Annotated in this window: 25 protein-coding genes; 15 read left to right on the plus strand and 10 right to left on the minus strand. The window is 61.0% G+C overall.

The window, feature by feature from the left end:
- The first annotated feature begins 91 nt into the window (after positions 1–91).
- A complete protein-coding gene (locus tag M3P21_RS00885) occupies positions 92–529 on the plus strand; it encodes a potassium channel family protein (protein ID WP_249706034.1) in 438 nt (145 codons plus the stop codon).
- Positions 530–531: 2 nt separating this feature from the next.
- Here M3P21_RS00885 and cls read toward each other — a convergent pair whose 3' ends face one another.
- The 7 genes from cls to M3P21_RS00920 all read right to left on the minus strand — a co-directional run bounded on the left by cls (position 532) and on the right by M3P21_RS00920 (position 7,818).
- Entirely contained in the window at positions 532–1,944 is a 1,413-nt protein-coding gene (cls, locus tag M3P21_RS00890) for a cardiolipin synthase (RefSeq protein ID WP_249706035.1), read from the minus strand.
- 23 nt (positions 1,945–1,967) lie between these two features.
- Entirely contained in the window at positions 1,968–2,942 is a 975-nt protein-coding gene (locus tag M3P21_RS00895) for an HAD family hydrolase (protein WP_249706037.1), read from the minus strand.
- A 75-nt stretch (positions 2,943–3,017) separates the two neighbouring features.
- Entirely contained in the window at positions 3,018–4,586 is a 1,569-nt protein-coding gene (locus M3P21_RS00900; protein ID WP_249706039.1) for an arylsulfatase, read from the minus strand.
- A 250-nt stretch (positions 4,587–4,836) separates the two neighbouring features.
- Positions 4,837–5,955 carry an acetoin utilization protein AcuC gene (locus tag M3P21_RS00905; protein WP_249706040.1) on the minus strand — a complete coding sequence of 373 codons (1,119 nt, stop codon included), beginning with the start codon at positions 5,953–5,955 and terminating at the stop codon, positions 4,837–4,839.
- Positions 5,956–6,417, minus strand: coding sequence for a phage holin family protein (locus M3P21_RS00910; RefSeq protein WP_249706042.1), 462 nt, complete (start codon positions 6,415–6,417; stop codon positions 5,956–5,958). It lies immediately after the preceding gene.
- Between the two features lie 13 nt (positions 6,418–6,430).
- On the minus strand, positions 6,431–6,706 hold the full coding sequence (locus tag M3P21_RS00915) for a hypothetical protein (RefSeq protein ID WP_249706043.1): 276 nt from the start codon (positions 6,704–6,706) through the stop codon (positions 6,431–6,433).
- Positions 6,706–7,818 carry an AI-2E family transporter gene (locus M3P21_RS00920; protein WP_249706045.1) on the minus strand — a complete coding sequence of 371 codons (1,113 nt, stop codon included), beginning with the start codon at positions 7,816–7,818 and terminating at the stop codon, positions 6,706–6,708. Before M3P21_RS00920 ends, M3P21_RS00915 begins: the two co-directional genes overlap by 1 nt.
- A 219-nt stretch (positions 7,819–8,037) precedes the next feature.
- Here M3P21_RS00920 and M3P21_RS00925 point away from each other — a divergent pair, with 219 nt between their 5' ends.
- Both M3P21_RS00925 and M3P21_RS00930 read left to right on the plus strand, forming a co-directional pair.
- Positions 8,038–8,895 (plus strand): YihY/virulence factor BrkB family protein, encoded by an 858-nt coding sequence (locus M3P21_RS00925; protein ID WP_249706047.1) that lies wholly within the window; start codon positions 8,038–8,040, stop codon positions 8,893–8,895.
- Positions 8,896–8,958: 63 nt separating this feature from the next.
- On the plus strand, positions 8,959–10,866 hold the full coding sequence (locus M3P21_RS00930) for a multiheme c-type cytochrome (RefSeq protein WP_249706049.1): 1,908 nt from the start codon (positions 8,959–8,961) through the stop codon (positions 10,864–10,866).
- A 484-nt stretch (positions 10,867–11,350) separates the two neighbouring features.
- On the opposite strand, the gene M3P21_RS00935 is transcribed toward M3P21_RS00930, so the two are convergent.
- Positions 11,351–11,773 (minus strand): winged helix-turn-helix transcriptional regulator, encoded by a 423-nt coding sequence (locus tag M3P21_RS00935; RefSeq protein ID WP_249706052.1) that lies wholly within the window; start codon positions 11,771–11,773, stop codon positions 11,351–11,353.
- A gap of 135 nt (positions 11,774–11,908) precedes the next feature.
- Between M3P21_RS00935 and M3P21_RS00940 the strand changes: the two genes are divergently transcribed.
- On the plus strand, positions 11,909–12,673 hold the full coding sequence (locus M3P21_RS00940) for a nuclear transport factor 2 family protein (RefSeq protein WP_249706054.1): 765 nt from the start codon (positions 11,909–11,911) through the stop codon (positions 12,671–12,673).
- 161 nt (positions 12,674–12,834) lie between these two features.
- Here M3P21_RS00940 and M3P21_RS00945 read toward each other — a convergent pair whose 3' ends face one another.
- Together M3P21_RS00945 and M3P21_RS00950 are read right to left on the minus strand one after the other, a co-directional pair.
- Positions 12,835–13,551: an RlmE family RNA methyltransferase gene (locus M3P21_RS00945; protein WP_249706056.1), complete on the minus strand. Its 717-nt coding sequence runs from the start codon at positions 13,549–13,551 to the stop codon at positions 12,835–12,837.
- Positions 13,551–14,663: a Ppx/GppA phosphatase family protein gene (locus M3P21_RS00950; RefSeq protein ID WP_249706058.1), complete on the minus strand. Its 1,113-nt coding sequence runs from the start codon at positions 14,661–14,663 to the stop codon at positions 13,551–13,553. Before M3P21_RS00950 ends, M3P21_RS00945 begins: the two co-directional genes overlap by 1 nt.
- Positions 14,664–14,906: 243 nt before the next feature.
- Here M3P21_RS00950 and M3P21_RS00955 point away from each other — a divergent pair, with 243 nt between their 5' ends.
- The 11 genes from M3P21_RS00955 to pstA all read left to right on the plus strand — a co-directional run bounded on the left by M3P21_RS00955 (position 14,907) and on the right by pstA (position 25,814).
- Complete coding sequence (locus M3P21_RS00955) at positions 14,907–15,203, plus strand: virulence factor (RefSeq protein WP_249706060.1); 297 nt, start codon at positions 14,907–14,909, stop codon at positions 15,201–15,203.
- 26 nt (positions 15,204–15,229) lie between these two features.
- On the plus strand, positions 15,230–16,159 hold the full coding sequence (locus M3P21_RS00960) for a methylenetetrahydrofolate reductase (protein ID WP_249706061.1): 930 nt from the start codon (positions 15,230–15,232) through the stop codon (positions 16,157–16,159).
- 10 nt (positions 16,160–16,169) lie between these two features.
- Positions 16,170–17,231 carry a methyltetrahydrofolate cobalamin methyltransferase gene (locus M3P21_RS00965; protein WP_249706062.1) on the plus strand — a complete coding sequence of 354 codons (1,062 nt, stop codon included), beginning with the start codon at positions 16,170–16,172 and terminating at the stop codon, positions 17,229–17,231.
- Positions 17,232–17,388: 157 nt separating this feature from the next.
- The gene (locus M3P21_RS00970; RefSeq protein ID WP_249706063.1) at positions 17,389–18,267 is read left to right on the plus strand and encodes a YicC/YloC family endoribonuclease; all 879 of its coding nucleotides are present in this window, start codon (positions 17,389–17,391) and stop codon (positions 18,265–18,267) included.
- A gap of 12 nt (positions 18,268–18,279) precedes the next feature.
- A complete protein-coding gene (gene gmk / locus M3P21_RS00975; protein WP_249706064.1) occupies positions 18,280–18,921 on the plus strand; it encodes a guanylate kinase in 642 nt (213 codons plus the stop codon).
- Positions 18,918–19,442 (plus strand): gamma carbonic anhydrase family protein, encoded by a 525-nt coding sequence (locus tag M3P21_RS00980; protein ID WP_249706065.1) that lies wholly within the window; start codon positions 18,918–18,920, stop codon positions 19,440–19,442. Before gmk ends, M3P21_RS00980 begins: the two co-directional genes overlap by 4 nt.
- On the plus strand, positions 19,439–20,626 hold the full coding sequence (locus M3P21_RS00985; RefSeq protein WP_249706066.1) for a trans-sulfuration enzyme family protein: 1,188 nt from the start codon (positions 19,439–19,441) through the stop codon (positions 20,624–20,626). Before M3P21_RS00980 ends, M3P21_RS00985 begins: the two co-directional genes overlap by 4 nt.
- Positions 20,623–21,678, plus strand: a complete 1,056-nt coding sequence (locus tag M3P21_RS00990) for an ATP-binding protein (protein WP_249706067.1) — start codon at positions 20,623–20,625, stop codon at positions 21,676–21,678. The genes M3P21_RS00985 and M3P21_RS00990 overlap by 4 nt, the downstream gene beginning before the upstream one ends.
- A 182-nt stretch (positions 21,679–21,860) precedes the next feature.
- Positions 21,861–22,916: a substrate-binding domain-containing protein gene (locus tag M3P21_RS00995; protein WP_249706068.1), complete on the plus strand. Its 1,056-nt coding sequence runs from the start codon at positions 21,861–21,863 to the stop codon at positions 22,914–22,916.
- Positions 22,917–22,998: 82 nt separating this feature from the next.
- A complete protein-coding gene (pstC, locus tag M3P21_RS01000) occupies positions 22,999–24,471 on the plus strand; it encodes a phosphate ABC transporter permease subunit PstC (RefSeq protein WP_249706069.1) in 1,473 nt (490 codons plus the stop codon).
- On the plus strand, positions 24,468–25,814 hold the full coding sequence (gene pstA, locus M3P21_RS01005) for a phosphate ABC transporter permease PstA (RefSeq protein WP_249706070.1): 1,347 nt from the start codon (positions 24,468–24,470) through the stop codon (positions 25,812–25,814). The genes pstC and pstA overlap by 4 nt, the downstream gene beginning before the upstream one ends.
- Positions 25,815–25,825 lie beyond the last annotated feature (11 nt).

Genomic DNA, 25,825 nt, shown 5'->3' on the forward strand with positions numbered 1-25,825 from the left:
CCAAAAGGACAATGCGCGGGATTGACGCGGGTTCCGCATTGCGACACCAAGAACACGTTTCAGACGCCCGCGCGCCAACCGGAGATCACCGATGATGCTTTCAGATCAACTCACCTGGGGCAGCCTCTATCTTGGGGTCTGCTTTCTGGTCGAGATCCTGTTCCTGGTCGCCTGCACGATCCTGCTGCGCAAGTTCGACAACCGCTTCGGCTCGCGGTCTCTGGCGGTGCAGGCGGGCGGCATGATCACCATCGCGCTTGTTTTCATTGTTCTGGCCCATACGATCCAGGTCTGGATGTGGGCCTTTATCTGGGTGCATGGCGACACGATGGAGGATTGGAACAGCGCGCTCTACTTTTCGATGGTGACCTATACCACGCTGGGATACGGCGACATCGTGCTGGAACCCGAGCTGCGCATCTTTGCGGCGTTTTCGGCGATTGCCGGGCTGTTGGCCTTCGGCCTGTCGACCGCCTATCTGGTTGCCCTGATGTCGACGATCTTCAAAGAGCACCTGACCGAAGTGTAGCCCTACAGAATGGGTGCCAGCAGCCGCGCCAGCGGCGCACCGTAGCGGATATGGGGCGGCTGCAGATCCAGTGTCCTGGTCAGTTCGTGGCTGAGCGCGAAATCATCCCTGAGCATCGTCTCCACCTGAGCCGCAAAGCCCGCATCGAAGACCAGCGCCATCGCCTCGAAATTCAGCCGGAACGAGCGGTTGTCCAGATTTGTGGTGCCCACCGCCGCCAGTCGGTCATCGATCAGAAATACCTTCTGGTGCAGAAACCCGTTGTTGTAACGCCACACGCGCGCACCGGCTTCGCAAAGCTCGTCGAAATAGGCGAAGGCCGCCAGCCAGACAGTCTTGTGGTCAATCTCGTCCGGGACCAGCACGCGTACATCGACCCCGCGCAGGGCGGCATGTTTCAGCGCCGTCATGATGTCGCCGTCGGGAATGAAATAGGGCGAGGCGATCCAGATGCGGGTCTGCGCGGCGGCAATGGCGGAAAAGAACATCATCGAGCCGGTCTCGGTCCGGTCGCCCGGTCCGGTGGCGACGATCAGAGCATTCACGCCGGGCTTTTCGAACCGGGTTGCCCAGTTCAGATCGTCGATGATCTCGACATTGCGCGCCCAGTGCCAATCTTCCACAAAGATCAGTTGCAATTGCAGCACCGCCGGGCCGGTCAGGCGCAGATGGGTGTCGCGCCAATGGCCGAATTTCGGGTCTTTCCCCAGATATTCCTCGCCGACATTGTGCCCGCCGATAAACCCGACCTCGCCATCGACGATGACGGTTTTGCGGTGGTTGCGGTAATTCAGCTGGAACCGGAAATTCGGCCCCCGCTGCTGATGCGGGTCCACCATGTCGATGCCCGCGTCGATCAGGCTTTGGATGTAGCTTTCGGGCAGATGATAGCTGCCGACCGCATCGGTCAGGACCCGCACCGTCACACCGCGTTCGACCGCGGCAATCAGGCGGTCGTGCAAATCGTTGCCCAGAGCGTCATCGCGCAGGATGTAGAACTGCACCAGCACATAAGATCGTGCAGCGTCGATGGCCGCAAAGATCGCGTCGAAAGTGGCCGTGCCGTCAATCAGCAACTCTGCGGTATTGCCCCGTACCACCGGCAGATGCGCGATGCTTTCGAAAGGCCGGACATTCAGCCGCAACGCCTCGGCCGGCGGTCGGGCCTGCGCGGCAAATGCCTTGATCCCCTCGACAACGCGCTCACTTTCCCGGCGCGCTATGCGATAGCCGCGAAACCGGTGTTGGCCCAGAAACAGATAGGCCGGAACGGCAATCAGTGGAAAGGTCAGCAGGAACATCACCCAGGCCACCGAGCCCTGCGGTGTGCGCGCCGTCTGCGCCGCGCGAAGGGCGCAGAACGCTGCCGAGACATATGCTGTCAGAAGAACCAGCGAAACCAGGAGGGACCACATCAGATAGAGGCCTTTTCAGTGACTTACCGGGCTCCAGTGTATATGCGGTTCCAATCCTTGGCCATATCCACGATCACCCAACCCAGATCGGGGCCGCGATCCAGCCCGTCATTGAGCCGCCCGATAGGACTGTCGCGGTCATAGGCGTATTCGCGTGCGCCATCGGTGTGATGCACGATCAGGCCAAGGCGTGGCCCGTCGCCCGCAGTCGCCCATTCCAGCATCGCGAAATCGCCATCCGAGTTACCACCCGCGAAAATCGGCCGCCTGCCGATGGTGCGCTCGATATTGACCGGCTTGCCCGCCTTGTCGTCGATAAAGGCGATGCCCGGAGATTTGACGATCGTTGGCGTGCCGTCGATCATCTCGTAGCTGCTGTCGGCATAGCTGCCCAATATCTGCTCAGGCGGGATGCCATAAGCGTCCTCGGCAAAGACCCGCATGAAATGCAGCCCGCCGCCTGAAACGATATAGGTCTTGAACCCTTCGTCGCGCAGATAGCGCAACAGTTCGACCATAGGCTGATAGGTCATCCGGTCATAGGGCAGGCCGGTATCGGGGTGGCGCGCCTTGGCCAGCCAGTCAGCCACCACCTGTTGAAATGCCCCAACGCTGGTACCGGAATGCGACGCGTTGACGACCTCCAGAATGGCGCCGGTCCCGCCCTTTCCAACGGCTTCAAGATTGCCGGCAGCGGCGGCTTTGAGCGTGTCACTGGTCAGGATCGAGGGATCGTCCTGTGCCAGTTCCGCCAGCCGGTCCATAGCAAAGATCAGCTGGAAATAGACCGGCTGCTCGCCCCAGAGCGTACCGTCATTGTCGAACACCGCGATCCGTTCGGCGGGGGTGACGTAATCGGCGGCCTGCGGGTCGGTCACCGTTTCGACGAAGCTGATGATCCGGTCCTTGTTGTCGGTGTCGTTCCACGACGGAAGCGGGTCTGCCCCAGCCGTTGCGGCAAGGCAACTCAGCAGAAGGGTGGAAAACAATCTGGTCATGTCAGTGGCCTCAATTGTCTGAAACAGGAAAAAAGGCGGGCCGGACACGGCCCGCCTTTGCGGATGCTGCAGGTATCAGTTTCCGACCGGGGAAAGCATCTTTTTGACGACCTGATCCAGCGTGAAGCTGGCCGCTTTCTGGCGCGGCGGGAATTCCTGGAACGTTGCCAGGAAATTGCCGACATATTGCTGTGCCGGAACCAGGAAATAGGCGCGGTCAAGCAGCCAGTCATAATAGGTGTTCGAGGTCCGGTAGCCGCGCTCATAGGGATCGCGGCGCAGGTTGACGATCAGTGGAACGCGCAACTCTGTCCACGGCTCTATCCATGCGCGCAGGGTGCCCCACGCTTTCTGTTCCAGAAAGATCAGTTTCCAATCATCAAAGCGCAGCGCGGTCAGATCGCCATCATCCGAGAAATAGAAGATCTCGCGCCGGGGGCCTTTGTCCACCTCACCCTTGAAATAGGGCAGGAAGTTATAGCCATCCAGATGCACCTTGTAGATCCGTCCGATCGCCTCGACACCGCCCTGCTTAAGCTCTTCCTTGATGTTGTCGCGACCCACGGCGGCCAGATAGGTGGGCAGCCAGTCCATGTGATGCATGATCTCGTTGCTGATCGAGCCGGGCTCGACCACACCGGGCCAGCGCACCATCGAGGGCACCCGCCAGCCACCCTCCCAGTTGGTGTTCTTTTCGCCCCAGAACGGCGTCATCGCGGCATCGGGCCAGGTGTTCATGTGCGGGCCGTTATCCGTCGAGTAGTGCACGATGGTGCTGTCGGCGATGCCAAGCTCGTCGATCACGTCCAGCAATTGCCCCACATGCATGTCATGTTCCAGCATGCCGTCGGTATATTCGTCATGGCCCTTGTTGCGGCGTTCATCGGCGACATGGGTGCGGAAATGCATCCGCGTGCCGTTCCACCAGACGTAAAACGGCGTGCCATCGGCATTGGCCTGCTTGATGAAGTCGATGGCGGCGGCCAGGGTTTCATCATCCACGCTTTCCATGCGCTTCTTGGTTAGCGGGCCGGTATCCTCGATCTCGCCCCCGGCAAAGGAGTGGATCACGCCGCGCGGGCCATAGGCCTTTTTGAAGGTCCGCCCGTCGGGCATAACGACGTCGCCCGGATAATCCTCGTTTTCGGGTTCTTCTTCGGCATTCAGGTGGTAGAGATTGCCGAAAAACTCATCAAATCCGTGGTTTGAGGGCAGATGTTCATCCCGGTCGCCCAGGTGGTTTTTGCCGAACTGTCCGGTCACATAGCCTTCGGCCTTGAGCAGGCCGGCGATGGTCGGGTCCTCTTCCTGCATGCCCAGTTCAGCACCCGGCAGGCCAACCTTGCTGAGTCCGGTGCGAAACACCGACTGGCCCATGATGTAGGACGACCGCCCGGCGGTGCAGGATTGCTCGCCGTAATAATCGGTGAAAATCATGCCTTCATCAGCGATCCGGTCGATATTGGGCGTCTGGTACCCCATCAGCCCCATCGTATAGGCCGAGATGTTGGATTGACCGATATCGTCGCCCCAGATGACCAGAATGTTCGGCTTTTCGGCCTGTGCCAGCGCGGGCAGCGACCAAAGGCCAAGCACTGCTGCCGCACAACCTATTCGTGTGACACGTCTGAAGTCAGAAAACATGCCATTCTCCCTGTTTGCCGCGCCTGAAAGGAATGAAACCTGATAGTGACCGGAGAATGCGCGGATCGTTTTGTCACCCCGGCAGGTCTGTAGACGTCTTCAATGGTAAAATTTTTGTTTATTTGCGGACAGATGGCGATTCCCGCATCTCAGATTGAGCCTTCTATTCCGCCTTACGTCAACGAAATTGTGAGAATGCGTGATAGGGCGGTGACAGAGCGACGATCGCTTAAAGGTTGAGGCCTGTCAATCAGGCACGAGTGACCCTCCGCGCCTGCATCTGCGCGATGATATGCCGGATCTCGTCCCGCACCGGTCCGGGCCGGGGCGTGTCGCGCAGTGCCGCGATCCAGTGCGGGGCAGGCGGATTGCCTGCCTTGCGGGTCCAGCGCAACCCGGCCAGCACCTGCTGGGCATCATCGGGCAGAATGTCGGGAAGTTCATGCCCGTTCAGCACTGCCCAGAGCCCGGTCCAGAGGCGCGCCACGCTCCACGGGTTGTAACCGCCACCGCCCAGAACCAGCAGCTTGTCGCTCAGACCCATCAGGTCGCGCAGCAGGTGCCAATGGGCGGTATTGGACAGGGCAAGGCGCGATAGCGGGTCCTCTTCCACTGCGTCCGCTCCGCATTGCAAGATGATGGCATCAGGGCGAAAATCAGACAGAAGGGGCAGGATGACCGCCTCGCGCAAGGTGTGGAATTCGCTGTCGTTGAAGCCGCGCGGAACCGGCAGGTTATAGGCCGTGCCGCCACCCTGATCCGTGAGTTTGCCGGTGAATGGCCAGCGACCCTGTTCATGTACAGAAATAAGGCACAGACGGGTCTCTCCTACGAACGCGGCCTCGACCCCGTCGCAATGATGCGCGTCGATATCAACATAGGCGACCCGTTGCTGACCCAGCGCAAACAGACGCCGGATCGCCAGAACCGGGTCGTTGAGATAGCAGAACCCGTTGGCGCGGTCGGGATACCCGTGATGGGTGCCACCGCCGGGGTTGAAGACCATCCCGCCGCGCGTAACAAGATCAGCCCCCAGGATCGAGCCACCCGCCGCCGTGGCGGGACGGCGGTACATCGCGGGGAAAACCGGGTTTGATAGCGTCCCCAGGCCGTGGCGCGCCCGCGTATCCTCACTGACATGTTGTTCTTTTTCAGCGGCTTGCAGCGCGTTGATGTAACGTTCCGTGTGAAACCCGGTCAGCGCGGCGGGCTTGGCGCGGGGGCTTGTGTGGTATTGCGCCTCGGGCAGCCATCCCAGAGCCCGGCACAGATCAAGCACCGTCGACACCCGCGGGATCGCCAGCGGGTGTTTCACGCCATAGCTTGAGCCCCGGTAGATTTCTGATCCGATAAGGATCGGGGCGGGCATCTATTTCCCGGCGCTTTTCATCAGAAGCGAGAGCAGCGGACCGATGAGGGCGGGCAGGGCGGAACCCAGCGGATCGCGGGCGATCTGGGTGACCTGACGGGAGATGCCCCGCACCTCGTCCACGGCCTCTTCCAGGTCGGTTTCCAGTTCGGCAATTGCCATGTCCCGCATCTCGATGGCCGGACCGACATCCTTTTCGGCGCTCAGGCGACTGGCGACCGAGACCAGGATCGCGGCCAGCACCAGATTGGCGAGCGCCACCACCACCGCCGCCAGATAGCTTTCCATCACCGTCGACAGCGCCTGATACGCCGCGACATTCAGCATGATGATCCCGATACCGGTGATCAGCGCGGCAAACACCATCAGCCCCGTCTGCTGCTGGAACACGGCCATCTGGCGCCGGGTGATCAGCCGTTCGGTGCGGTAGATGATCGAGAGGTTTCTTGTGATCCGGCTCATCCCTGCGCTCCTTTCAGAATTTCGTGACCCGGCCCAGGGCAAAGCCCAGACCAAAGGCGGTAATCGTGGTCAGCAGCGGTTTTTGCACCGGAAAATCGCCCAACTCCTTGGAAAACTGCGCCCAGAGCGCGTCCAACTCACTGCTGTCGATGCCATGCCCGGCCAGCATCCTGTCAAAGCTTGAGCGATCGTCCTCTGCTTCGGGGCCGGGTTTGGCTGTCGCGGGTTTGTCCGCAAGCTGTGCCCTCAGCGCAGCCAGTTCGGCCTCGAGTTCGGCTTTGGTCGCCATCACGATGTCCTTTCGGTGTCTGAATCAAAGATCGTCCCATCCTTCGACATCAGGATAGCAACTGGTCGTAACGCTTTGATATGGCTGAAAACAATCAGCAGGCATACCGTCACCGGCACGCTCAGGAACGCGCCCACGACGCCCCAGACAGAGCTCCAGAATGTCAGCGATATGATGACCATGAAGGTCGACATGTTGAGCGAACGGCCCAGCAGCGCCGGGTCCAGGAAATTACCCATGAGGAATTGCACCGTGCCGCAAAAGAACAGAATTACCAGAAAAGGCGTCAGCGAATCGAACTGGACCAGCGCGATCAGCGCCGGGAACACCACCGCCACGATCGAGCCGATATTGGGAATGAAATTCAGCCCGAAGGTCAGCACCGCCCAGGTTTCCGCATATTCCAGACCCAGCCAGCGGAACACCGAGTAGCTGATCAACGCCGTCATCGCCGAGACCAGCGATTTCACCCCGACATAGCTTTGCAGGCTGCGGGTGATCGCCGTCATCACCGCGCTCAGTTTCTGGCCGAACACCTTGTCATTGGCGGCCAGCAGGATCTTGCGCCGGAACATCAGCCGCTCGGCCATCAGAAAACCCACATAGAGGCTGATCAGAACAAAGGTGCTGAGGAACGAGGTCGCGCCACCAACCGCGCTGCGCGCGACAAAGGACATGTCGATATTGACCAGGCTGTCATGGATATATTGCGTCACATCATTGCCGACCAGCGCCACCAGCTTGTGCAGCGCGTTGTCGAACGCGTTCTCGTAATTGCTGAAGTTGCGCACCATCTGCGTGGCCTGGCTGCCCAGCACATACATGATCATGAACAGCCCGGCCAGAACCACGATCACGGCCAGGATGTTGGCGAACCAGACGGGCAGGGGCAGAACATCGAGAATATGATCGCTTACCGCGATGATCAGCACATAGGCCAGCAGGGCCAGCACCAACGGGATCAGGAACCCGGACCCGGCATAAAGCCCGAAGACCACCACAGCGATGACGACCGACACATCCCGACACATGGACAGTTTCGGGTGCAGCCCCTCGCTGCGGGCGGGCGCGGTCTGGGGTGGATCGGAATTTTCGTCTGGGTTGAAGGACATGCAGGCATTCCCCGGTTGGCGTGCCGCAATGTTGCACCGGAGCGCCACGCGGTGCAATCGACGATTGAGACCCGCTTCGGCCATTGCACCGGTCATTCCTGACCCAGAGCCTCACGCGCTTGATCTGATTCTCAGGTGATGCTCTATCCGTTTGTTTTGGCGCGCAATTCAATCCGAAAACCGGTTCCCACATTTCGGTTTGCGCACTAGGCTGGGGCCATGATCTTTCGCAATCATCCCGATCCGGCGCTGCCGGTCCGCGCCTTGGTGACCGCACTCAAGCGGTTCGGCGACAAGAACGGCTGGGTGATGAGCAGCCATGTGGCGATGTTTGCGATGCTGGCACTGTTCCCTTTCATCCTGTTCAGCATCGCGCTTGCGGGCAGCCTGTCAGAGAACGTGATCAACGACGATGTCATCTCGCTGATCTTCGGGGCCTGGCCGCCAGAAGTGTCCGGCCCGATCATCGCAGAACTCCGGACCGTGCTCGGCACATCCGGCACCGGGGTTCTGACCTTCGGGGGGCTTCTGGCGCTGTTTTTCGCCTCAAACGGGGTGGATGCGGTGCGCATGGCGATGACGCGGGCCTATCACGATCGCGATGACAGGCCGTTCTGGCAGACAAGGCTGCTGTGTGTGTCGATCGTGCTGGCCGGGGCTGCCATCGTGATCGTGGCCGCCGCGATCGAGGTGATAGTGCCGCTTTACGGCCAATTGGTCTCTGAGGCGCTGACGGGCACGTCCAAGGACCTGATCTCGGTCGAGCGGTTGAGCTGGATATTCATTGTGGCGATGCCGGCGGGTGGGGTGCTGACCTTTCATATGCTGCTGCCCGCGCGGCGCCACAGCCTGCGGCAGATCCTGCCGGGCGTGGTGTTGACGCTGGTGCTCTGGGCAGTGGTCGGCTGGGGCTTTTCGATTTACGTGACCCAATTTGCCAGCTACGGCGCGACCTATGCCGGGCTGGCGGGGGCGATGTCGGCGCTGATCTTTCTGTACCTGATCTCGGCCATTCTGATTCTGGGCGCCGAATTCAACGGGGCGCTTATGGATCTTCTGTCCGAGGACCTCTACTAGCGCTTGACCCGGTGGCGTGAATACCCCCCAATCCGGGCACAATGACCTGACTGGAATACGCTGATGCACCGCCTGTTCGCACTTTTTTGTCTGCTCTGGGCGATGCCTGTTTCCGCACAAATACCTGACTACGTGGGATCGGAGCGTTGCATAGCGTGTCATGAAGAGGCGGGCACGCTCTGGTCCGGGTCGCATCATGCCAAGGCCTGGACCCAACCGGGACCCGACACGGTGCTCGCTGATTTTGATGGCACAGGTTTTGACCATGACGGGATGGAGGTCACGTTCCGCATCGACGGGCCGGATTACCTGGCCCGCGTGGTCGAGAAGGATGGCAGCACGACCGAGTATAGACTGCATTCGGTGGTTGGTGTCGCGCCGCTGCAGCAATACCTGTTCGAGACGGGCCGCGGCCATCTGCAAAGCTTTGATGTGGTCTGGGATGTGGAGCAGGGGGAATGGCTGCACCTTTACCCCGATCAGGACCTGCCGCCCGGTGACGGGCTTCACTGGACCGGGACGTACAAGAACTGGAACGCCCGCTGCGCCGAATGTCACGCCGCGGGATATCGCCGCAACTATGGCCAACGCACCCGCAGCTATGCCTCGGATCAGGCCGAGATCGGGGTCGGGTGCGAGGCCTGCCATGGGCCGGGATCGGCGCATCTGGACTGGACCACCGGCAAGACCCCAGCCGAGGGGCTGAGCGCGCAGGGTTTCACCATGGATTTCGCCAGCGGGTCCGAGGCAGTGATCGGGCAATGCGCCGGCTGCCATTCCCGGCGCGAGGCGCTGGCGGATGGCAATCCGCTGCCCGGAACGCCCTATCATGATGCCTACACGCTGGCGCTGCTGCGGCCCGGGCAGTATCACGCCGACGGTCAGATCCTGGACGAGGTCTATGTCTATGGCTCGTTCCTGCAATCCAAGATGTATGCCAACGGGGTCACCTGCCTGAACTGCCACAATGCCCATAGCGGAGAGCTGCTGGCCGAGGGCAATGCTGTCTGCACCCAGTGCCATTCGGCTGCGGGCAATCCGGATTTTCCCAGCCTGAGCCCTGGCGACTATGACAGCGCCGCGCATCATCATCACCCAGAAGGTGGGGCGGGCGCGCAATGCGTGTCCTGCCACATGCCCGAAAAGGTCTATATGCAGGTCGATCCGCGCCGCGATCATTCCTTCCGTATCCCGCGCCCCGATATGGCGGCTGAAACCGGTGCGCCGGACACTTGCACCAGTTGCCACAGCGATCGCGACCCGGTCTGGGCGACCGAGACGATCGCCACGTGGTTTCCCGACGACCGCAACCGGCAACCGCATTTCGGACAGGTCTTTGCCCGCGCGCGCAGCGCCCCCGGAAGCGCGGGTCCTGACCTGCGCTATCTGGCGCAGGACGAGGCGCAGCCGGGCATCATCCGGGCCACCGCGCTGTTCCTGCTGGAACCCGCCGCCACATCCGAACTGGCCACAGAGATCGCCGGTTTGCTGGCACATCACGATCCGCTGATCCGCTCCGCCGCGGCCTCGCTGCAACGCGCCGCACCTGTCCAGGACCGGCTGCAGCGCCTGTTGCCGGTGTTGCAGGACCCACGGCGCTCGGTCCGTATCGCGGCGGCAAAGCAGATGATCAACGTCCCGCCCGAAATCATGAGCAACAGCCAGCGGGCCATCGTGCAGCAGGCAATGGCGGATTGGCAGCGCTCGATCCGGACCCGGCTGGATTTCCCGGAAACCCATCTGGTTCTGGGCGGGATCGCCCTGGTGGGGCGCGACACCCAGGTCGCCGAACGGGCCTTCCGCGAGGTGGTCACGCTGGACCCGCAGCACCCCGACGCCTGGCCCATGCTGGTCCGGCTGGTGCACGCCAACAAGGGGCCGGAGGCAGCACGGCAGGCGCTGCGCGAGGGCCTGTCTCAGGTGCCCGACCACCCCGCATTGCTGGGCTTGCAGAGCCAGATGAATCCCTGATCCATGAATTGCCCCAGCGTTGCCATTTTCCGGACCCAATCGCCTTTTAGACGAGTAATCGGACCGGGACATCGTAGCACCTCGGGGGGACCAGGATGACCACCACTCAGCCGCGCGCGCGGCATAACATGTTGTTCGAACTTCTGCGGCAGAAACGCCTGTCGGAGGAGACAACGAAACGGGTAGACGACCAGCCGCCGCAGGTGTCGAGAGGGGATGCTCTCCTGCTGCAATCTCTGGCTGTCTCATCGTTTCGCGAACAACGCCTGCCGCGCGCGCCACGGGTTTAGATTCCTCAAACTTATTGTGGATCTCGCTTGCTGAGATGTATCTGCGGTTTCCGCCCGTTCCATAGCTGTCAATTCAACCAAGCTGCTGCGCTTGGGACGAAGAAGCGTAACTTCTGGCATGTGCAACCAAAAAGATGACGGTTTTGCGGACAAAGCCACCGTTCGAAACTCTCAGTCTTAGCTCCGCTTTGAGGTCAGCTCGCCTGCTCACGGTCGAATTGCATGCGAAATTGTCTGACTTCATCCATCTGTTCATGCGACCAGAAGACGAGTGGCTTTAGCATCTCGAGTAAGCTTCGGCCCAAAGGCGTCAATTCATAGGATACAGCCACCGGCGGCCCGGGATCGACGGTACGGGTCAAATAACCGTCGCGCTGCAATCCACGCAGGTTCTCGGTAAGCACACTTTGGGTTACGTCTCCGATGCAGCGCTTGAGGTCGCCAAAGCGTTTTGGCTCATCCTCCAGCGCGAGGATGATGATCATCCGCCATTTGCCCGTCACATTAGATAGCACGGAGCGGATGGAGCAGGTGGAGGCTTCTGCTTTGTTGGCAACACCAATAGGTAGCATATCAATCTCTGGTATTGTTTCGAAACTAAGAAACACCATAACCATGGATCGGCTTTTACGCAACACTCTGATCTATATGACAGTAGTGTTGAGCATACCAAGTCTGTTTGCAGTGCCTAATTGCAACATAGTATGATTTTGCTACTACGTATTGAGGTGATACGAATCAGAGGAAAAACCATGTCTCCCAAAGAACTTGTAATCGCACTCTTCACTGCTGCCTTTGCCGATCACGATCCGGATGCTGCGCGGCAACTCGTTACCCCGGATTACATCCAGCACAACCCGCAGGTCCCGACCGGAGCCGACGGGTTGGTTGGCTTGATACCTTTGGTCGAGCAATCCGGAATGACCGCAACCACGCATAGGGTCATCACCGAAGGCGATTTGGTGGTGCTGCACAGCACTTTTGATAACGCAGACGCCTTTGGCGCACCGACCCTTGCCGCTTTCGACATATTCCGGGTGGAGGACGGCAAAGTTGCCGAGCATTGGGACAATCTTCAGCCAGTTCCTGAAACGACGGTGTCAGGCCGTGGTATGACCGATGGAGCGACCGAAATCACCGATCTCGACAAAACCGAAGAGAACAAGGCGTTGGTTCTTGGATTTGTGCGCGACGTCTTGGGCGGTGCCGCGCCAGAGAAAGCCCCCATGTATTCTGAGGTTTACATGCAGCACAATCCAATGCTTGCAGATGGGATTGATGGTCTGATTGAAGGTGCCAAGGCTTGGGCCGAACAGGGCAACGTCATAACCAAATTCGAGCCCCAGATTGTTGTGGCAGAAGGCAACTTTGTCTTTGTCGCCTCAGATGCGACTGTCAGCGAGAAACCATGGGCTTTCTTCGACCTATGGAGGGTTGAGGATGGCAAGATCGTCGAGCATTGGGACGTTGTTTCGCCCACCCCTGCGGAGATGGTGCACGGGAACGGAAAGTTCTAATAACCGGTGAGGAATGGCGGGTCGGAATTTGCGGGCCCGCCAACCAAAAAACGGACCTTCGAACAGATCACAGTATCGGTCAAAATGGGCTCAAAGCGGCCCTTGCGCCAAAGATCTAATGACATCGTTCGAACGCCATGGATCAACTGCTGGCAAGGGCTCTAGCCCCGAAATCCGGTCGCAACCACGAACTTCTCGGAACTGTCCGAGCGCGAGGCGGGGGGCTTCACATTCGCTACTTTGGCGAACTTCTGTTTCAGCAGTTTCTGCAGATCGCCCTCGGCGCCACCGGCCAGCACCTTGGCCACGAAGGTTCCACCCTCTTCCAGCACATCAAAAGCGAAATAAGCGGCTGCTTCGCACAGAGAGATGATCCGCAAATGGTCGGTCTGCTTGTGCCCGGACGAAGAGGCAGCCATGTCCGACATGACGACATCCGCCTTGCCACCCAGCCACTCCTTGACCTGCAGATCAGCGTCATCATCCATGAAATCCAGCACATGCGCCTCGGACCCGGCCACCGGTTCAACCTCTTGCAGATCGACACCCAGAACCGTGCCAATGGACTTGCCTGATTTCTCGCCCAGGGCGTTCACCCGCTTGACCGCGACCTGCAGCCAGCCTCCGGGTGCACAACCCAGATCGACCACGCGTGCGCCGGGGACAAGAAACCGGTATTTATCATCCAGTTCCAATATCTTATAGGCCGCACGTCCGCGATATCCATCGGCCTGCGCGCGTTTCACATAAGGGTCATTCAACTGCCGCTGCAGCCAGCGCGTCGAGCTGAGCGTGCGCCCGCGCGCGGTCTTGACCTTGACCTTCAGGTCGCGCTGCCCGCGCCCCGAGGTGTTTTTGCCACTTGGTGTTTTTGCCATCAGAACGGTCCGTCTTCCAATACCCCGTCCGCACTCATCTGGGCATAGAGCAGCCCCTCGCGCAGGCCCCGGTCCGCGACCGACAAACGATCGGTGGGCCAGAGCCGGAGAAGGGCCTGCAATATGGCCGAGCCGGACATGATCAGGGCCTGCCGGTCCTCGCCGATGCGGGGGTCCGTGCGGCGGCCATGCGGGCCAAGGTCTAGATAACCTCGGATCACTTTGTCAATCTGATCACTGGTCATGCGCAGCCCGTCCACCTTGGTGCGGTCATACCGCTTGAGGCCCAGATGCGAGGCGGCCACCGTGGTGACCGTGCCGCTGGTTCCCACGATCTGGAAGCCTTCGCGCGCCTGTTCGTCCTTGTAAGGCGCGAAATCGGCCAGGTTTTCCTCGAAAAACCAGCTCATCAGGGCGAAGCGGGCGGAATCGTCAAGCACATCGTTGAACTGGTCGCGCAGCGTGGCGACGCCCAAGGGGACCGAGATCCAGTCCACCACCTTGGCGGCGGGGAAGGGGCTGTCGGTGGTGTGAAACCCCGCGTGCAGCCGCATGATCGCCGCCGGCCGGTCGCGGCGCGGCACCGAGCTGAGGTCGATCCAGACCAGCTCGGTCGAGCCACCGCCGATATCGACCACCAGCAGTTGTTCTGTTTTGGTCGAGACCAGCGGCGCGCAGGAGATCACTGCGAGGCGGGCCTCTTCCTCGGGCTTGATGATTTCCAGCGACAGGCCGGTCTCGCGCTTGACCTGGCTCACGAAATCGCGGGAATTCTTGGCCCGCCGGCAAGCCTCGGTCGCGACCAGCCGCATCCGCCGGACCCCGTTGCGCTTGAGCTTTTGCTGACAGATCCGCATCGCCTGCACGGTGCGTGCCATGGACGAGCGCGACAGGCGACCGGTGCGTTCCAGCCCCGAGCCGAGTTGCACGGATTTAGAGAAACTGTCCACCACATGAAAACCGCTACCCAGTGGCTGGGCAATCAGCATGCGACAACTATTTGTGCCGAGATCCAATGCGGCATAGAGCGCGTCTGGATCCGGCCGGGACGGCGCGGGGGTATCTACCGCTTTCGGGAACGCGCCCGCACCTTTGGGACGCTTGGGCGCCATATCTACACGCCCTCCGATTTCGAGTTACCCCGACCATAGGTGCGGGCAGGGCTCGGCGCAAGCCGCTCATGTAAGACATGAACAATTTGGGGATTGGCGTGGATGGCAATTCCGGGCGGATATCCGTTACCTTACCCCGTGCAGAAAACGTCGCTGCAAAAGCGGAAGGTGTCGAAATCGAACCGTTCCGTCATCGCAATGGCAGATATCAAGCGCGTTAGGAAGCCGGGAGGAATCAGAACAATGCCGGACGTCACTGTGGTATATTGGCGCGACATCCCCGCTCAGGTCATCGTGGGCAAGGGGCGCCGCGGCGCAAAACGCCAGTTGGAAGAGCGGTTCGAGCAAGCGATCGACCGCGCCGCGATGAAGGTGAACGCCAAGGATTCCGATGCCTATCTGGCCGAATGGCGCAAGGCGGCCCCTTATACGGTCGAAGGCGATCCATCCGAGATCGTCGAATCCGAGGCCGTGCGTCTGGAAACGGAGTATGATCAGGAACGCATCAAGACCCTGATTGCAAATGACGGGTGGGCATGAGCCTGCAATCGTTGAGGGAGGCCGTGATGGCTCTGCTGAATTTCAAGAAACGCGACACGGTTGAAAACGTCCCCGTGAACCCCACCGTCGAGGCCTTTCTGCAAGGTTATTCCATCGAGGTGATGCCGCGCACCGCCGAGAAGGTGGAAGACTTCCGCACGCTGCTGCCCGAAGGCACCCGCGTCTATATCGCCCATATCGAAGGCACCCCGATCGAGGATATGGTCAAGACCGCCAAGCGTCTGGCCGATGAGGGATATCCGGTGATGCCGCATTTCCCCGCCCGCATCATCAAGGATGCAGCGACGCTGGAGAACTGGATCGCCATGTACCAGGGCGAGGCGGGCGTTGATCAGGCGCTGCTGCTGGCCGGTGGCGTCGCCACACCGCATGGCGATTTCGACAGCTCGATGCAGATGATGGAAACCGGCCTGTTCGACAAGGCCGGGTTCAAGCGGCTGCACGTGGCGGGTCACCCCGAGGGCAACAAGGATATCGACCCGGACGGCTCGACCAAAAATGTGGTCGAGGCGCTGCTCTGGAAGCAGAAATTCTCTGAGCGCACCGATGCTGAGATGGCACTGGCCACGCAGTTTGCGTTCGAGGCCAAGCCGATCATCGAATGGGCCAATGCGGTCAAGGCGGCGGGTGTCGACATTCCGATCCATATCGGCATCGCCGGTCCGGCCAAGCTGCAGACGCTGATCAAGTTCGCCATTGCCTGCGGGGTTGGCCCGTCGCTGAAGGTCCTGCAGAAACGGGCGATGGACGTGACCAAATTGCTGCTGCCCTACGAGCCGACCGATGTTGTCACCGAACTGGCCGAATACAAGGCGGCCAACCCGGATTTCAACATCACCAATGTGCACTTCTTCCCGCTTGGTGGCATCAAGACCAATGCCAACTGGGCCATCAAAAGCGGCGGGGACAGCACGCGCCCCGCACATCCGGCGTGAAAGGCCTGACATGACGCAGACACTCGTAGAAAGCAAAACGAAAACCGCGATCATCGGCTTTGACCAGCCATTCTGCGTGATCGGCGAGCGGATCAATCCGACGGGCCGCAAGAAGCTGGCTGCCGAGCTGGAAGCGGGTGATTTCTCGACCGTGGAAAAGGATGCGCTGGCGCAGGTTGCCGCTGGCGCCACCGTGCTCGATATCAATGCGGGCGTGGTCTATAATTCCAACCCCAACCCCAACGAGACCGAACCGCCGCTGATGCGCAAGATCATCGAGCTGGTGCAGGGGCTGGTGGATGTGCCGCTCTGCATCGACTCATCGGTGCCCGGCGCGCTTGAGGCGGGGCTGGAGGTCTGCGAGGGCCGTCCGCTGCTGAATTCGGTCACCGGCGAGGAAGAGCGACTGGAACAGATCCTGCCGCTGGTCAAGAAATACAACGTGCCGGTTGTGGCGATCTCGAACGATGACACCGGCATTTCCGAAGACCCCGATGTGCGCTTTGCCGTGGCCAAGAAGATCGTCGAACGCGCCGCTGATTTCGGCATTCCGGCCCATGACATCGTGGTTGATCCGCTGGTGATGCCAGTGGGCGCGATGGGCACGGCCGGGTTGCAGGTCTTTGCCCTGGTGCGCCGCCTGCGCGAGGAACTGGGTGTGAACACCACCTGCGGCGCGTCGAATATTTCCTTTGGCCTGCCCAACCGCCATGGCATCAACAACGCCTTCCTGCCGATGGCGATGGGGGCGGGCATGACATCCGCGATCATGAACCCGGTGGCGCTGCCGATCGGCCCCAAGAAGATCGCCGAGAAGCGCGCCGAGATCGAGGCCGCGGGCATCATCCTGCCCGAGGGCATGGATGACGAGGCTTTCGTGCAGATCTTCGGCATGGGCTCGACCCTGCCGCGCGCAGGCAAGGAGATGGAGGCCATTCGCGCCGCCAACTTCCTGACCAACAATGACCCCCATGGTGGTGAGTGGATCAAGGCCAACAAGGCCCCGCCGAAAGCCGGTGAAGAAAGCCGGGGCCGGGGTGGCCGCGCCGGCGGCCGCCGCCGCCGCGCCTGAGGCTGATACCTGCAAAAACAGACAAGGCCGGGCCACATGCCCGGCCTTTTTTGGCTTTGTGGGTGGGTGTCACGCGCTTACCGGGGCTTGCTCTGGGGGGGGGATTGCCATTAGGTGCAACGACCTGCCGCAATTGAGGACCGAAATGATCAAGTCGATGACCGGATTCGCCTCCAGCAAAGGCGAGCTTGCGCCGTTTGCCTGGAGTTGGGAACTGCGCAGCGTCAATGCCAAGGGGCTCGATCTGCGGCTGCGGGTGCCGGATTGGCTGGAGGGGCTGGAAGCCGCCCTGAAGCCCATGCTCGCCAAAGCGGTGGTGCGCGGCAATATCACCCTGTCGCTGCGTCTGGGTCGGGACGAAGCGAGCACGGGACTGTCGCTGAACCGGGACATCCTGTCCGCCGCATTGGACGCGCTGCACGAGATCGAAGCCGAGGCGATGAACCGGGGCATCACATTTGCGCCCTCAAAAGCCAGCGACCTTCTCTCGGTGCGCGGCATTCTGGATGCGGGCGCGGGAGACGAGGACCTGTCCCCGCTGATTACCCAGTTGAAATCGGAATTTCAGGCGCTGGTACAGGCCTTTGTCACGATGCGTGCCACCGAAGGTGCATCTTTGGCCGAAGTGCTGGACGGGCAGTTGAGCCAGATCGAAGACCTGACCGCGCAAGCTGCAAGTATCGCCGAGGCGCGCAAAGAGGCCATGGCTGACACGTTGAAAGCCAATCTGGCCAAGGTTCTGGAAAACACTGACGGGGCCGACCCGGACCGGGTCGCGCAGGAACTGGCGATCCTGACGGTCAAAGCAGATGTCACAGAAGAGATTGACCGGCTGGGCGCTCATATCAAGGCCGCCCGCGATCTTGTCGCCAAAGGCGGTGCAATGGGACGCAAGCTGGATTTCCTGATGCAGGAGTTCAACCGTGAGGCCAATACGCTGTGTTCGAAATCACAGAACATCGACCTGACCGCCATCGGGCTGGACCTCAAGGCGGTAATCGACCAGATGCGCGAACAGGTACAGAATGTCGAATAAAGGACGCTCCAAATGACCAACAGACGCGGGCTTCTGATCATCCTGTCCTCGCCCTCGGGCGCGGGGAAATCCACCCTGGCGCGGCGCTTGATGGAATGGGACAGCGGGCTGGAGTTTTCGGTCTCGGCCACCACCCGCGCACCGCGACCCGGCGAAGAGGACGGGCGCGAGTATCATTTCATGAGCGAGGACAGCTTCAAACAGACGGTTGCGGATGGCGGCATGTTGGAACACGCCCATGTGTTCGGAAATTTCTACGGCACACCTGCGGCCCCCGTGCGCGAGGCGATCGATGCCGGAAACGATGTGCTGTTCGACGTGGACTGGCAGGGCGAGATCCAGATCCGCAATTCGGATCTGGGCAAACATGCGCTGTCGATCTTCATCCTGCCGCCCTCGATCCGCGAGTTGCGGCGACGGCTGGAAACCCGCGCGCAGGACAGCGAGGATGTGATCGGCAAACGGATGCTCAAAAGCTGGGACGAGATCAGCCACTGGGGTTATTACGAATATGTTCTGGTCAACGATGATCTGGACGAGACCGAAGAGCGGCTGAAAACCATCATCAGCGCCGAGCGGATGCGCCGCATCCAGCAACCCGTGCTGCAAAGCCATGTGCGCAATCTGCAAACCCAGTTCGAGGAGCTTACATGACACTTTATGCTCTGGACGGCCACGCGCCCGAAATCCACGAAGATACCTGGGTCGCACCGGGCACGCATCTGATCGGCAAGGTTGTGCTGGAGGAGGGTGCCTCGGTCTGGTTCGGCTGCACATTGCGGGCCGATCACGAGGAAATCCGCGTCGGGGCGGGCAGCAATGTGCAGGAAAACGTGGTCATGCATATTGATCCCGGTTTCCCGCTGAGCATCGGTCGGAACTGCACCATTGGCCACAAGGTCATGCTGCATGGCTGCACGATTGGTGACAATTCCCTGATCGGGATGGGGGCCACCGTTCTGAACGGCGCCAGGATCGGCAGGAACTGCCTGATCGGGGCAGGGGCGCTGATCACCGAGAACAAGGTCATCCCCGACAACTCGCTGGTGATGGGCGCGCCGGGCAAGGTGGTGCGTGAACTGGACGACGCGGCAGCGCAGAAACTGACGCTGAGCGCCCTGCATTACCAGCAGAACATGCGACGCTTTCGCGATGGGCTGGTTGAAGTCACATGAGCCGGAACGACAAAGGCTCGCTCGTCCGGCCCGACCCGCTGCCCGAAAGCGCCAGCCGTCCGGTTGCGACCCCGCTGAGCCCCTCGGTCGTTTATGCCTCGGACACGCCCGATGCGCTGGACGACCAATATGAGGGCCGCGTGCAGGGTTACACCTATTCGCGCGAAGGCCATCCCAACGCCAATGTGGTCGCCAGGCGGCTTGATGCGATGGAGGGTGCCAGTGGTGGCGTCGTGACCGGGTCCGGCATGGGGGCTGTGACGGCGGCGCTGATGGGGCTGCTCTCGGCCGGGGATCACGTGATCGGCGGTAGCCAGCTTTATGGGCGCTCGCTCCGTCTGATGACCGAAGACCTGCCGCGATTGGGGATCGCGACGACATTGGCGGAGTCCGGCGATATCGCGGCAATGACGGCGGCGGTCCGCCCTGAGACGCGGATGATCCTGGTCGAGGTCGTGTCGAACCCGGCGCTGAACGTGGCCGACATTCAGGGGCTGGCGGCGCTGTGCCGTGAACGCGATATCCTGCTGGCCGTGGACAACACCTTTACCACGCCGCGCGCGTTCCGGCCGCTGGAGCATGGTGCGGACATCGTGCTGCATTCGATCACCAAGCTGCTGGCCGGGCATTCCGACGTGATGCTGGGCTATGCGGTGGCGCGGAACCCGGAGCAGAGCGACCGCATGCGCGTATTCTCGGTGACAACCGGCCTGACCCCCAGCCCCTTCGATTGCTGGCTGGCCGAACGCGGCATGCTGTCCTTTGATCTGCGGTTCGACCGGGCGCAGGCCAGCGCGGCGCTGCTGGCCGATCACGTTGCGACATTGCCGGGCGTCAAACGGGTGCTTTACCCGACCCGCGCCGACCACCCCGACCATGCCCGCGCCATGGCGCTGCTGAACGGGCAGGGCTGCAACATGGTCAGCTTCGAGCTGGACGGGGGCCGCGCCGCCGCCAACGCTTTCACACGGGCGGCGGACGGTTTGAGTTTTGCGCCGACGCTGGGTGATGTCGGCACCACCCTGTCGCATCCCGCATCCTCATCTCACCGCGCCCTGAGCGCGAAAGATCGCGCCTCGCGGGGTCTGACCGAGGGGTTCTTTCGGGTCTCTGTCGGTCTGGAAGACCCCGACATGCTGAAGCGCATCTTCACACAGGCCATTGCTGAGGCCACCGGAACATGACCCCGCTCCCCGAGGAGACCATCCGTGGGCTTTTGGCCGGAATTCCTCTGGTCGCGTTGATCGTCGATCCCTCCGAGCGGATCATCGGCGCCAATGCCGAGGCACAGGCCATGCTTGGGCGGCAGATCATCGGCAGGCATTTCGCCACCATTCTGCGCCAGCCCCCGGTGATCGACGCGCTGGAACAATGTCTGAAGCGTCAACAGGCGACGCAGACGCGTTTGCTGATCAGTGAGGGCGCGCAGGATGTCAGTTATGATGTCACCTGCCGGTTTATCCCGGATCTGGGCGCCCTGATGTGCCTGACGGATGTGACACCGATGGAGCAGGCCGGGCAGATGCGCCGGGATTTTGTCGCCAATGTCAGCCACGAGCTGCGCACGCCGCTGACCGCGCTGATGGGGTTCATCGAAACCCTGCGCGGTCCGGCGCGCGACGACGCTGTTGCCCGCGAACGGTTCCTGCAGATCATGGATGGCGAAGCTAGCCGGATGAACCGGCTGGTGGGTGACCTTCTGTCGCTGAACCGGGTCGAAAGCCAGGAACGCGTGCGGCCCGGCGAAAAGGTCGACCTGACCGGGTTGCTGAACTCGACCCTGAACTCGCTCAAGCCGCTGTCGGAAGAGGCCGGTGTGGTGCTGAACCTGACCACGCCCGAGGCACCGGTTCTGATTGTAGGCGATCCCGACCAGTTGCGGCAGGTCTTCACCAATCTCATCGAGAACGCGATCAAATATGGCGGCAGCGGCGGGGTTGTCGATATCTCGCTTGTTGCGCAGGAGCGCGATCCGGCCCTGCGTGCGCCCTCGGCACGCATTGCGGTGGCTGATCAGGGACCAGGCATCGACCCCATCCACTTGCCGCGCCTGACCGAGCGGTTTTATCGCGCCGACAGTCACAGATCACGTGAACTTGGCGGTACGGGCCTTGGCCTTGCCATCGTCAAACATATCCTCAACCGCCATCGCGGGCGGCTGCGGATTGAAAGCGAGTTGGGGCAGGGCGCGATCTTTCTGGTCACCCTGCCGCAGGGTAATGTCACCGGGCTCTAGCTGTTACCAAATAAATTCAGCGCTTTACCGGATTGAACGCGAATTAACTTTTTCACCACAAAACCCCGATTGTCATATGGCTGTTACATAGCTGTCACAAAAGGCCAACGCAGGGCGGCTAGCTACCGCGGCAAGATCATCATTGGGGTGATCGCTGTAAATTCTCTACCAAGGAGACTCGAATGTCCTTTGTGAAACTTTCCGCCTCGGCGCTCGCTATCGCTGCCGTTTCGGCAACTGCTGCTGCCGCGCGTGATCAGGTTCAGGTTGCCGGTTCGTCGACCGTTCTGCCCTATGCCTCGATCGTGGCCGAAGCCTTTGGTGAAAACTTCGACTTCCCGACACCGGTTGTGGAATCGGGTGGCTCGTCGGCCGGTCTGAAGCGGTTCTGCGAAGGTGTTGGCGAAAACACCATCGACGTGGCCAACGCATCGCGCAAGATCAAGGACAAGGAAATCAAGGCCTGCGCCGAAAACGGTGTCACCGACATCATCGAAGTGCGCATCGGCTATGACGGCATCGTCTTTGCCAGCGACATCGCCGGCAATTCCTACGAGTTCACGCCCGATGACTGGTTCCTGGCGCTGTCCGACAAGGTCATGGTCGACGGTCAGTTGGCCGACAACCCGAACGTGACCTGGGCGGATGTGAACCCCAACTTCCCCGCCGTCGACATTCAGGCCTTCATCCCGGGCACCAAGCACGGCACCCGCGAAGTGTTCGAAGACAAGGTGATCCTGGCGGGCTGCGAGCACACCGGCGCCTTTGACGCGCTGCTGGCAACCGCCGAGGGCGACAGCGACAAGGCCAAGAAAAAAGCCGCCGAGAAAGCCTGCATCGCGCTGCGCACCGATGGCAAGTCGGTCGATATCGACGGCGATTACACCGAGACGCTGGCGCGGATTGAGTCCAACAAGGACGGCATCGGCGTCTTTGGTCTGGCCTTCTACGAGAACAACACCGACAAGCTGCAGGTTGCGACCATGTCGGATATCGTTCCTTCGACCGAGAGCATCGCAACCGGCGAATACCCGGTCTCGCGCCCGCTGTTCTTCTACGTCAAGAAAGCCCATATCGGCGTGATCCCGGGCCTCAAGGAATATGCCGAGTTCTTCGTCGCTGACGAGATCGCTGGCCCCGATGGCCCACTGGCCGAATATGGTCTGGTGTCGGACCCCGAGCTGAGCGACACCCAGGGCGCGGTCGCCGATGAGGCGGTTCTGGGCGGCAATTCCTGATCGGGTTGCGCTTGCATGACGTGACCGGGGCGGGTTGATCGCCCCGGTTCTTTCTCATCCCTCGACAACGGATTGTGAATCGATGCCAACACTCTGGCTGGTCGTTTCGGTGCTTGTTCTCGCTGCCATCGGGTATGTGCTGGGCCGCAAACGCGCCCTGCAATCCGCGAATGGCAACATCCGCGAACTGCATTCGCTGCCCATTTACTACGGACTCAATGTCGCCTTTGCCGCGCTGTTGCCCGCTCTTGGCGTGCTGATCCTCTGGCTGCTGGCGCAGCCGATGATCATAGATAGCACGGTTTCGGGCATGGTCCCGCACGAGGCCATCCCCGAGGAGACCACCCTTGGTCTGGTCATGTCCGATGTTCGTCGCGTTGCCAGTGGTCTGGATGCCGCTGTCGAGCAGGGGGTGATGACGCTGGCGGAGTCACATTCGCTGCGCGCCGAGGCCGCCGATATCCGCGCCCGCCTGGGTGAGGTCGGGGTGGCGCTTGGCGCCGAGGTCAAGGCCGAGGTGCTGCAGGCGGCACAAAGCTACCGGCGGATGACCGCCACCGGCACACATGCGATGACATTGGTGGTCGCGCTGCTGGCGGTGACCGGTCTGGCGATTGCCTATGCGCGCACGCACAAGGATTTCCGCGCCCGCAACGTGGTCGAGCGGGGCATTCTTGTCCTGCTGATCCTGGCGGCCTCGCTTGCGATCCTGACCACGATCGGAATCGTCTTTTCGATGCTGTTCGAGACGATGAATTTCTTCGGCCTGCATTCGTGGAAGGATTTTTTCTTTGGCGGCATCTGGGCGCCGAACTTCCGGGGCGACTCCGAACTGTCGATCCTGCCGCTTCTGTGGGGCACGCTGTTCATTTCGTTCATCGCGCTGCTGGTCGCGGTTCCGGTCGGGCTTTTCGCGGCGATTTACCTCGCGGAATACGCCAATAACGCGACCCGCAGTTTCGCCAAGCCGCTGTTGGAGATCCTCGCCGGTATCCCCACCATCGTTTATGGCCTTTTTGCGCTTCTGACCATCGGCCCGATGCTGGTGGATTTCTTTGGCAAGGGCGGGTTGCTGGGCGTGGAATGGATGGCCGGGGCAACCTCGGTCCTGACGGCGGGGATGGTGATGGGAATCATGCTGATCCCGTTTGTGTCCTCGCTGTCGGATGACATCATCAACGCGGTGCCGCAGGCGATGCGCGACGGCTCGCTGGGGCTGGGCGCGACCAAATCCGAGACCGTACGGCAGGTGGTGATGCCCGCAGCCCTGCCGGGGATCGTGGGGGCTGTGCTGCTGGCCGCCAGCCGCGCCATCGGCGAGACCATGATCGTGGTGATGGGGGCAGGGGCGATCGCGAAATTCTCGCTCAACCCGCTGGAATCGATGACCACGATCACCACGCGGATCGTCAGCCAGTTGACCGGTGATACCGACTTTGCCAGCCCCGAGACGCTGGTGGCCTTTGCGCTGGGTCTGACCCTGTTTGTTCTGACGCTGGGGCTGAACATTCTGGCGCTTTACATCGTGCGCAAATACCGGGAGCAGTACGAATGAGCGATATCAGTCAAAATGGTGCCCCCAAACGCACCGGATCGCTGCTGTCGAAAGACGCGCGGACCGCAAAGCGCAACCGGGCGGAAAGCCGGTTCAAGCTCTACGGCATCCTCGCCATTGCGGTGGGCCTCTTGATGCTGGTGACGCTGGTCTACAACATCGTCAGCCGGGGCACGGGGGCGTTCACACAGACTTTTGTCACGCTTGAGGTGACGCTCTCCGAGGACAAACTGGACAAGAAGGGCAACCGCAATCTGGACGAGATCAAGAAGGTTTCGACCTTCGGTTATGCGCCGCTGATCAAGGATGCGATCGGCAAAGAGGTTGAGAAGCTGGGTATCCAGACCGATCTGCCAGCCAAGAAACAGGCCGCGATCCTGTCCAAGAGCGCCGCCGCGCAGCTGCGGGACTATGTAATCGCCAATCCGGACAAGATCGGGGACACGGTCGAGTTTCGTTTTCTCACCAATTCGCGCGTCGATGGCTATATGAAGGACCGCGTCAGCCGCGACAGCATCGCCAATGACAAGTCGATCTCGCCCGCGCAATTGGATTTCGTGGATCAATTGGTGGCAGAGGGCGTGATCGTCAAATCCTTCAACCTGGATTTCATCTTTGGCGCTGACGCCTCTGACCAGCGGCCCGAGGCTGCGGGGATCGGGGTGTCGATGATCGGCTCACTGTTCATGATGCTGGTGGTTCTGGTGCTGGCGCTGCCCATTGGCGTGGCCGCCTCGATCTATCTGGAGGAATTCGCGCCGAAGAACTGGATCACCGATGTGATTGAGGTCAATATCTCGAACCTCGCCGCTGTTCCCTCCATCGTGTATGGTATTCTGGGCCTGGCGGTGTTCATCAACTACATGCATCTGCCGATGTCGGCACCGCTGGTGGGGGGGCTGGTTCTGACGCTGATGACGCTGCCCACCATCATCATCTCGACACGTGCCTCGCTGAAGGCGGTACCGCCCAGCATCCGCGATGCCGCACTGGGGGTAGGGGCCTCGAAGATGCAATCGGTGTTCCACCATGTGCTGCCGCTGGCCGCACCCGGCATCCTGACCGGCACCATCATTGGTCTGGCGCAGGCGCTGGGGGAAACCGCACCGCTGCTGCTGATCGGCATGGTGGGCTTCATCGCCTCGAACGCGCCCGACAGTGTGGCGGGCGGGCTGCTGTCGCCGAACTCGGCCATGCCCGCGCAGATATATGAGTGGGCCAAACGCGCCGATCCGGCGTTTTATGAACGCGCCTGGGGTGGAATTATCATCCTGCTGATCTTTCTTGTAACAATGAACACTGTGGCCGTAATCCTGCGTCGCCGCTTTGAGCGCCGCTGGTAATGGAGGGGCAC

Source organism: Ruegeria spongiae, assembly GCF_023502395.1.
Lineage (GTDB): Bacteria > Pseudomonadota > Alphaproteobacteria > Rhodobacterales > Rhodobacteraceae > Ruegeria_C > Ruegeria_C spongiae.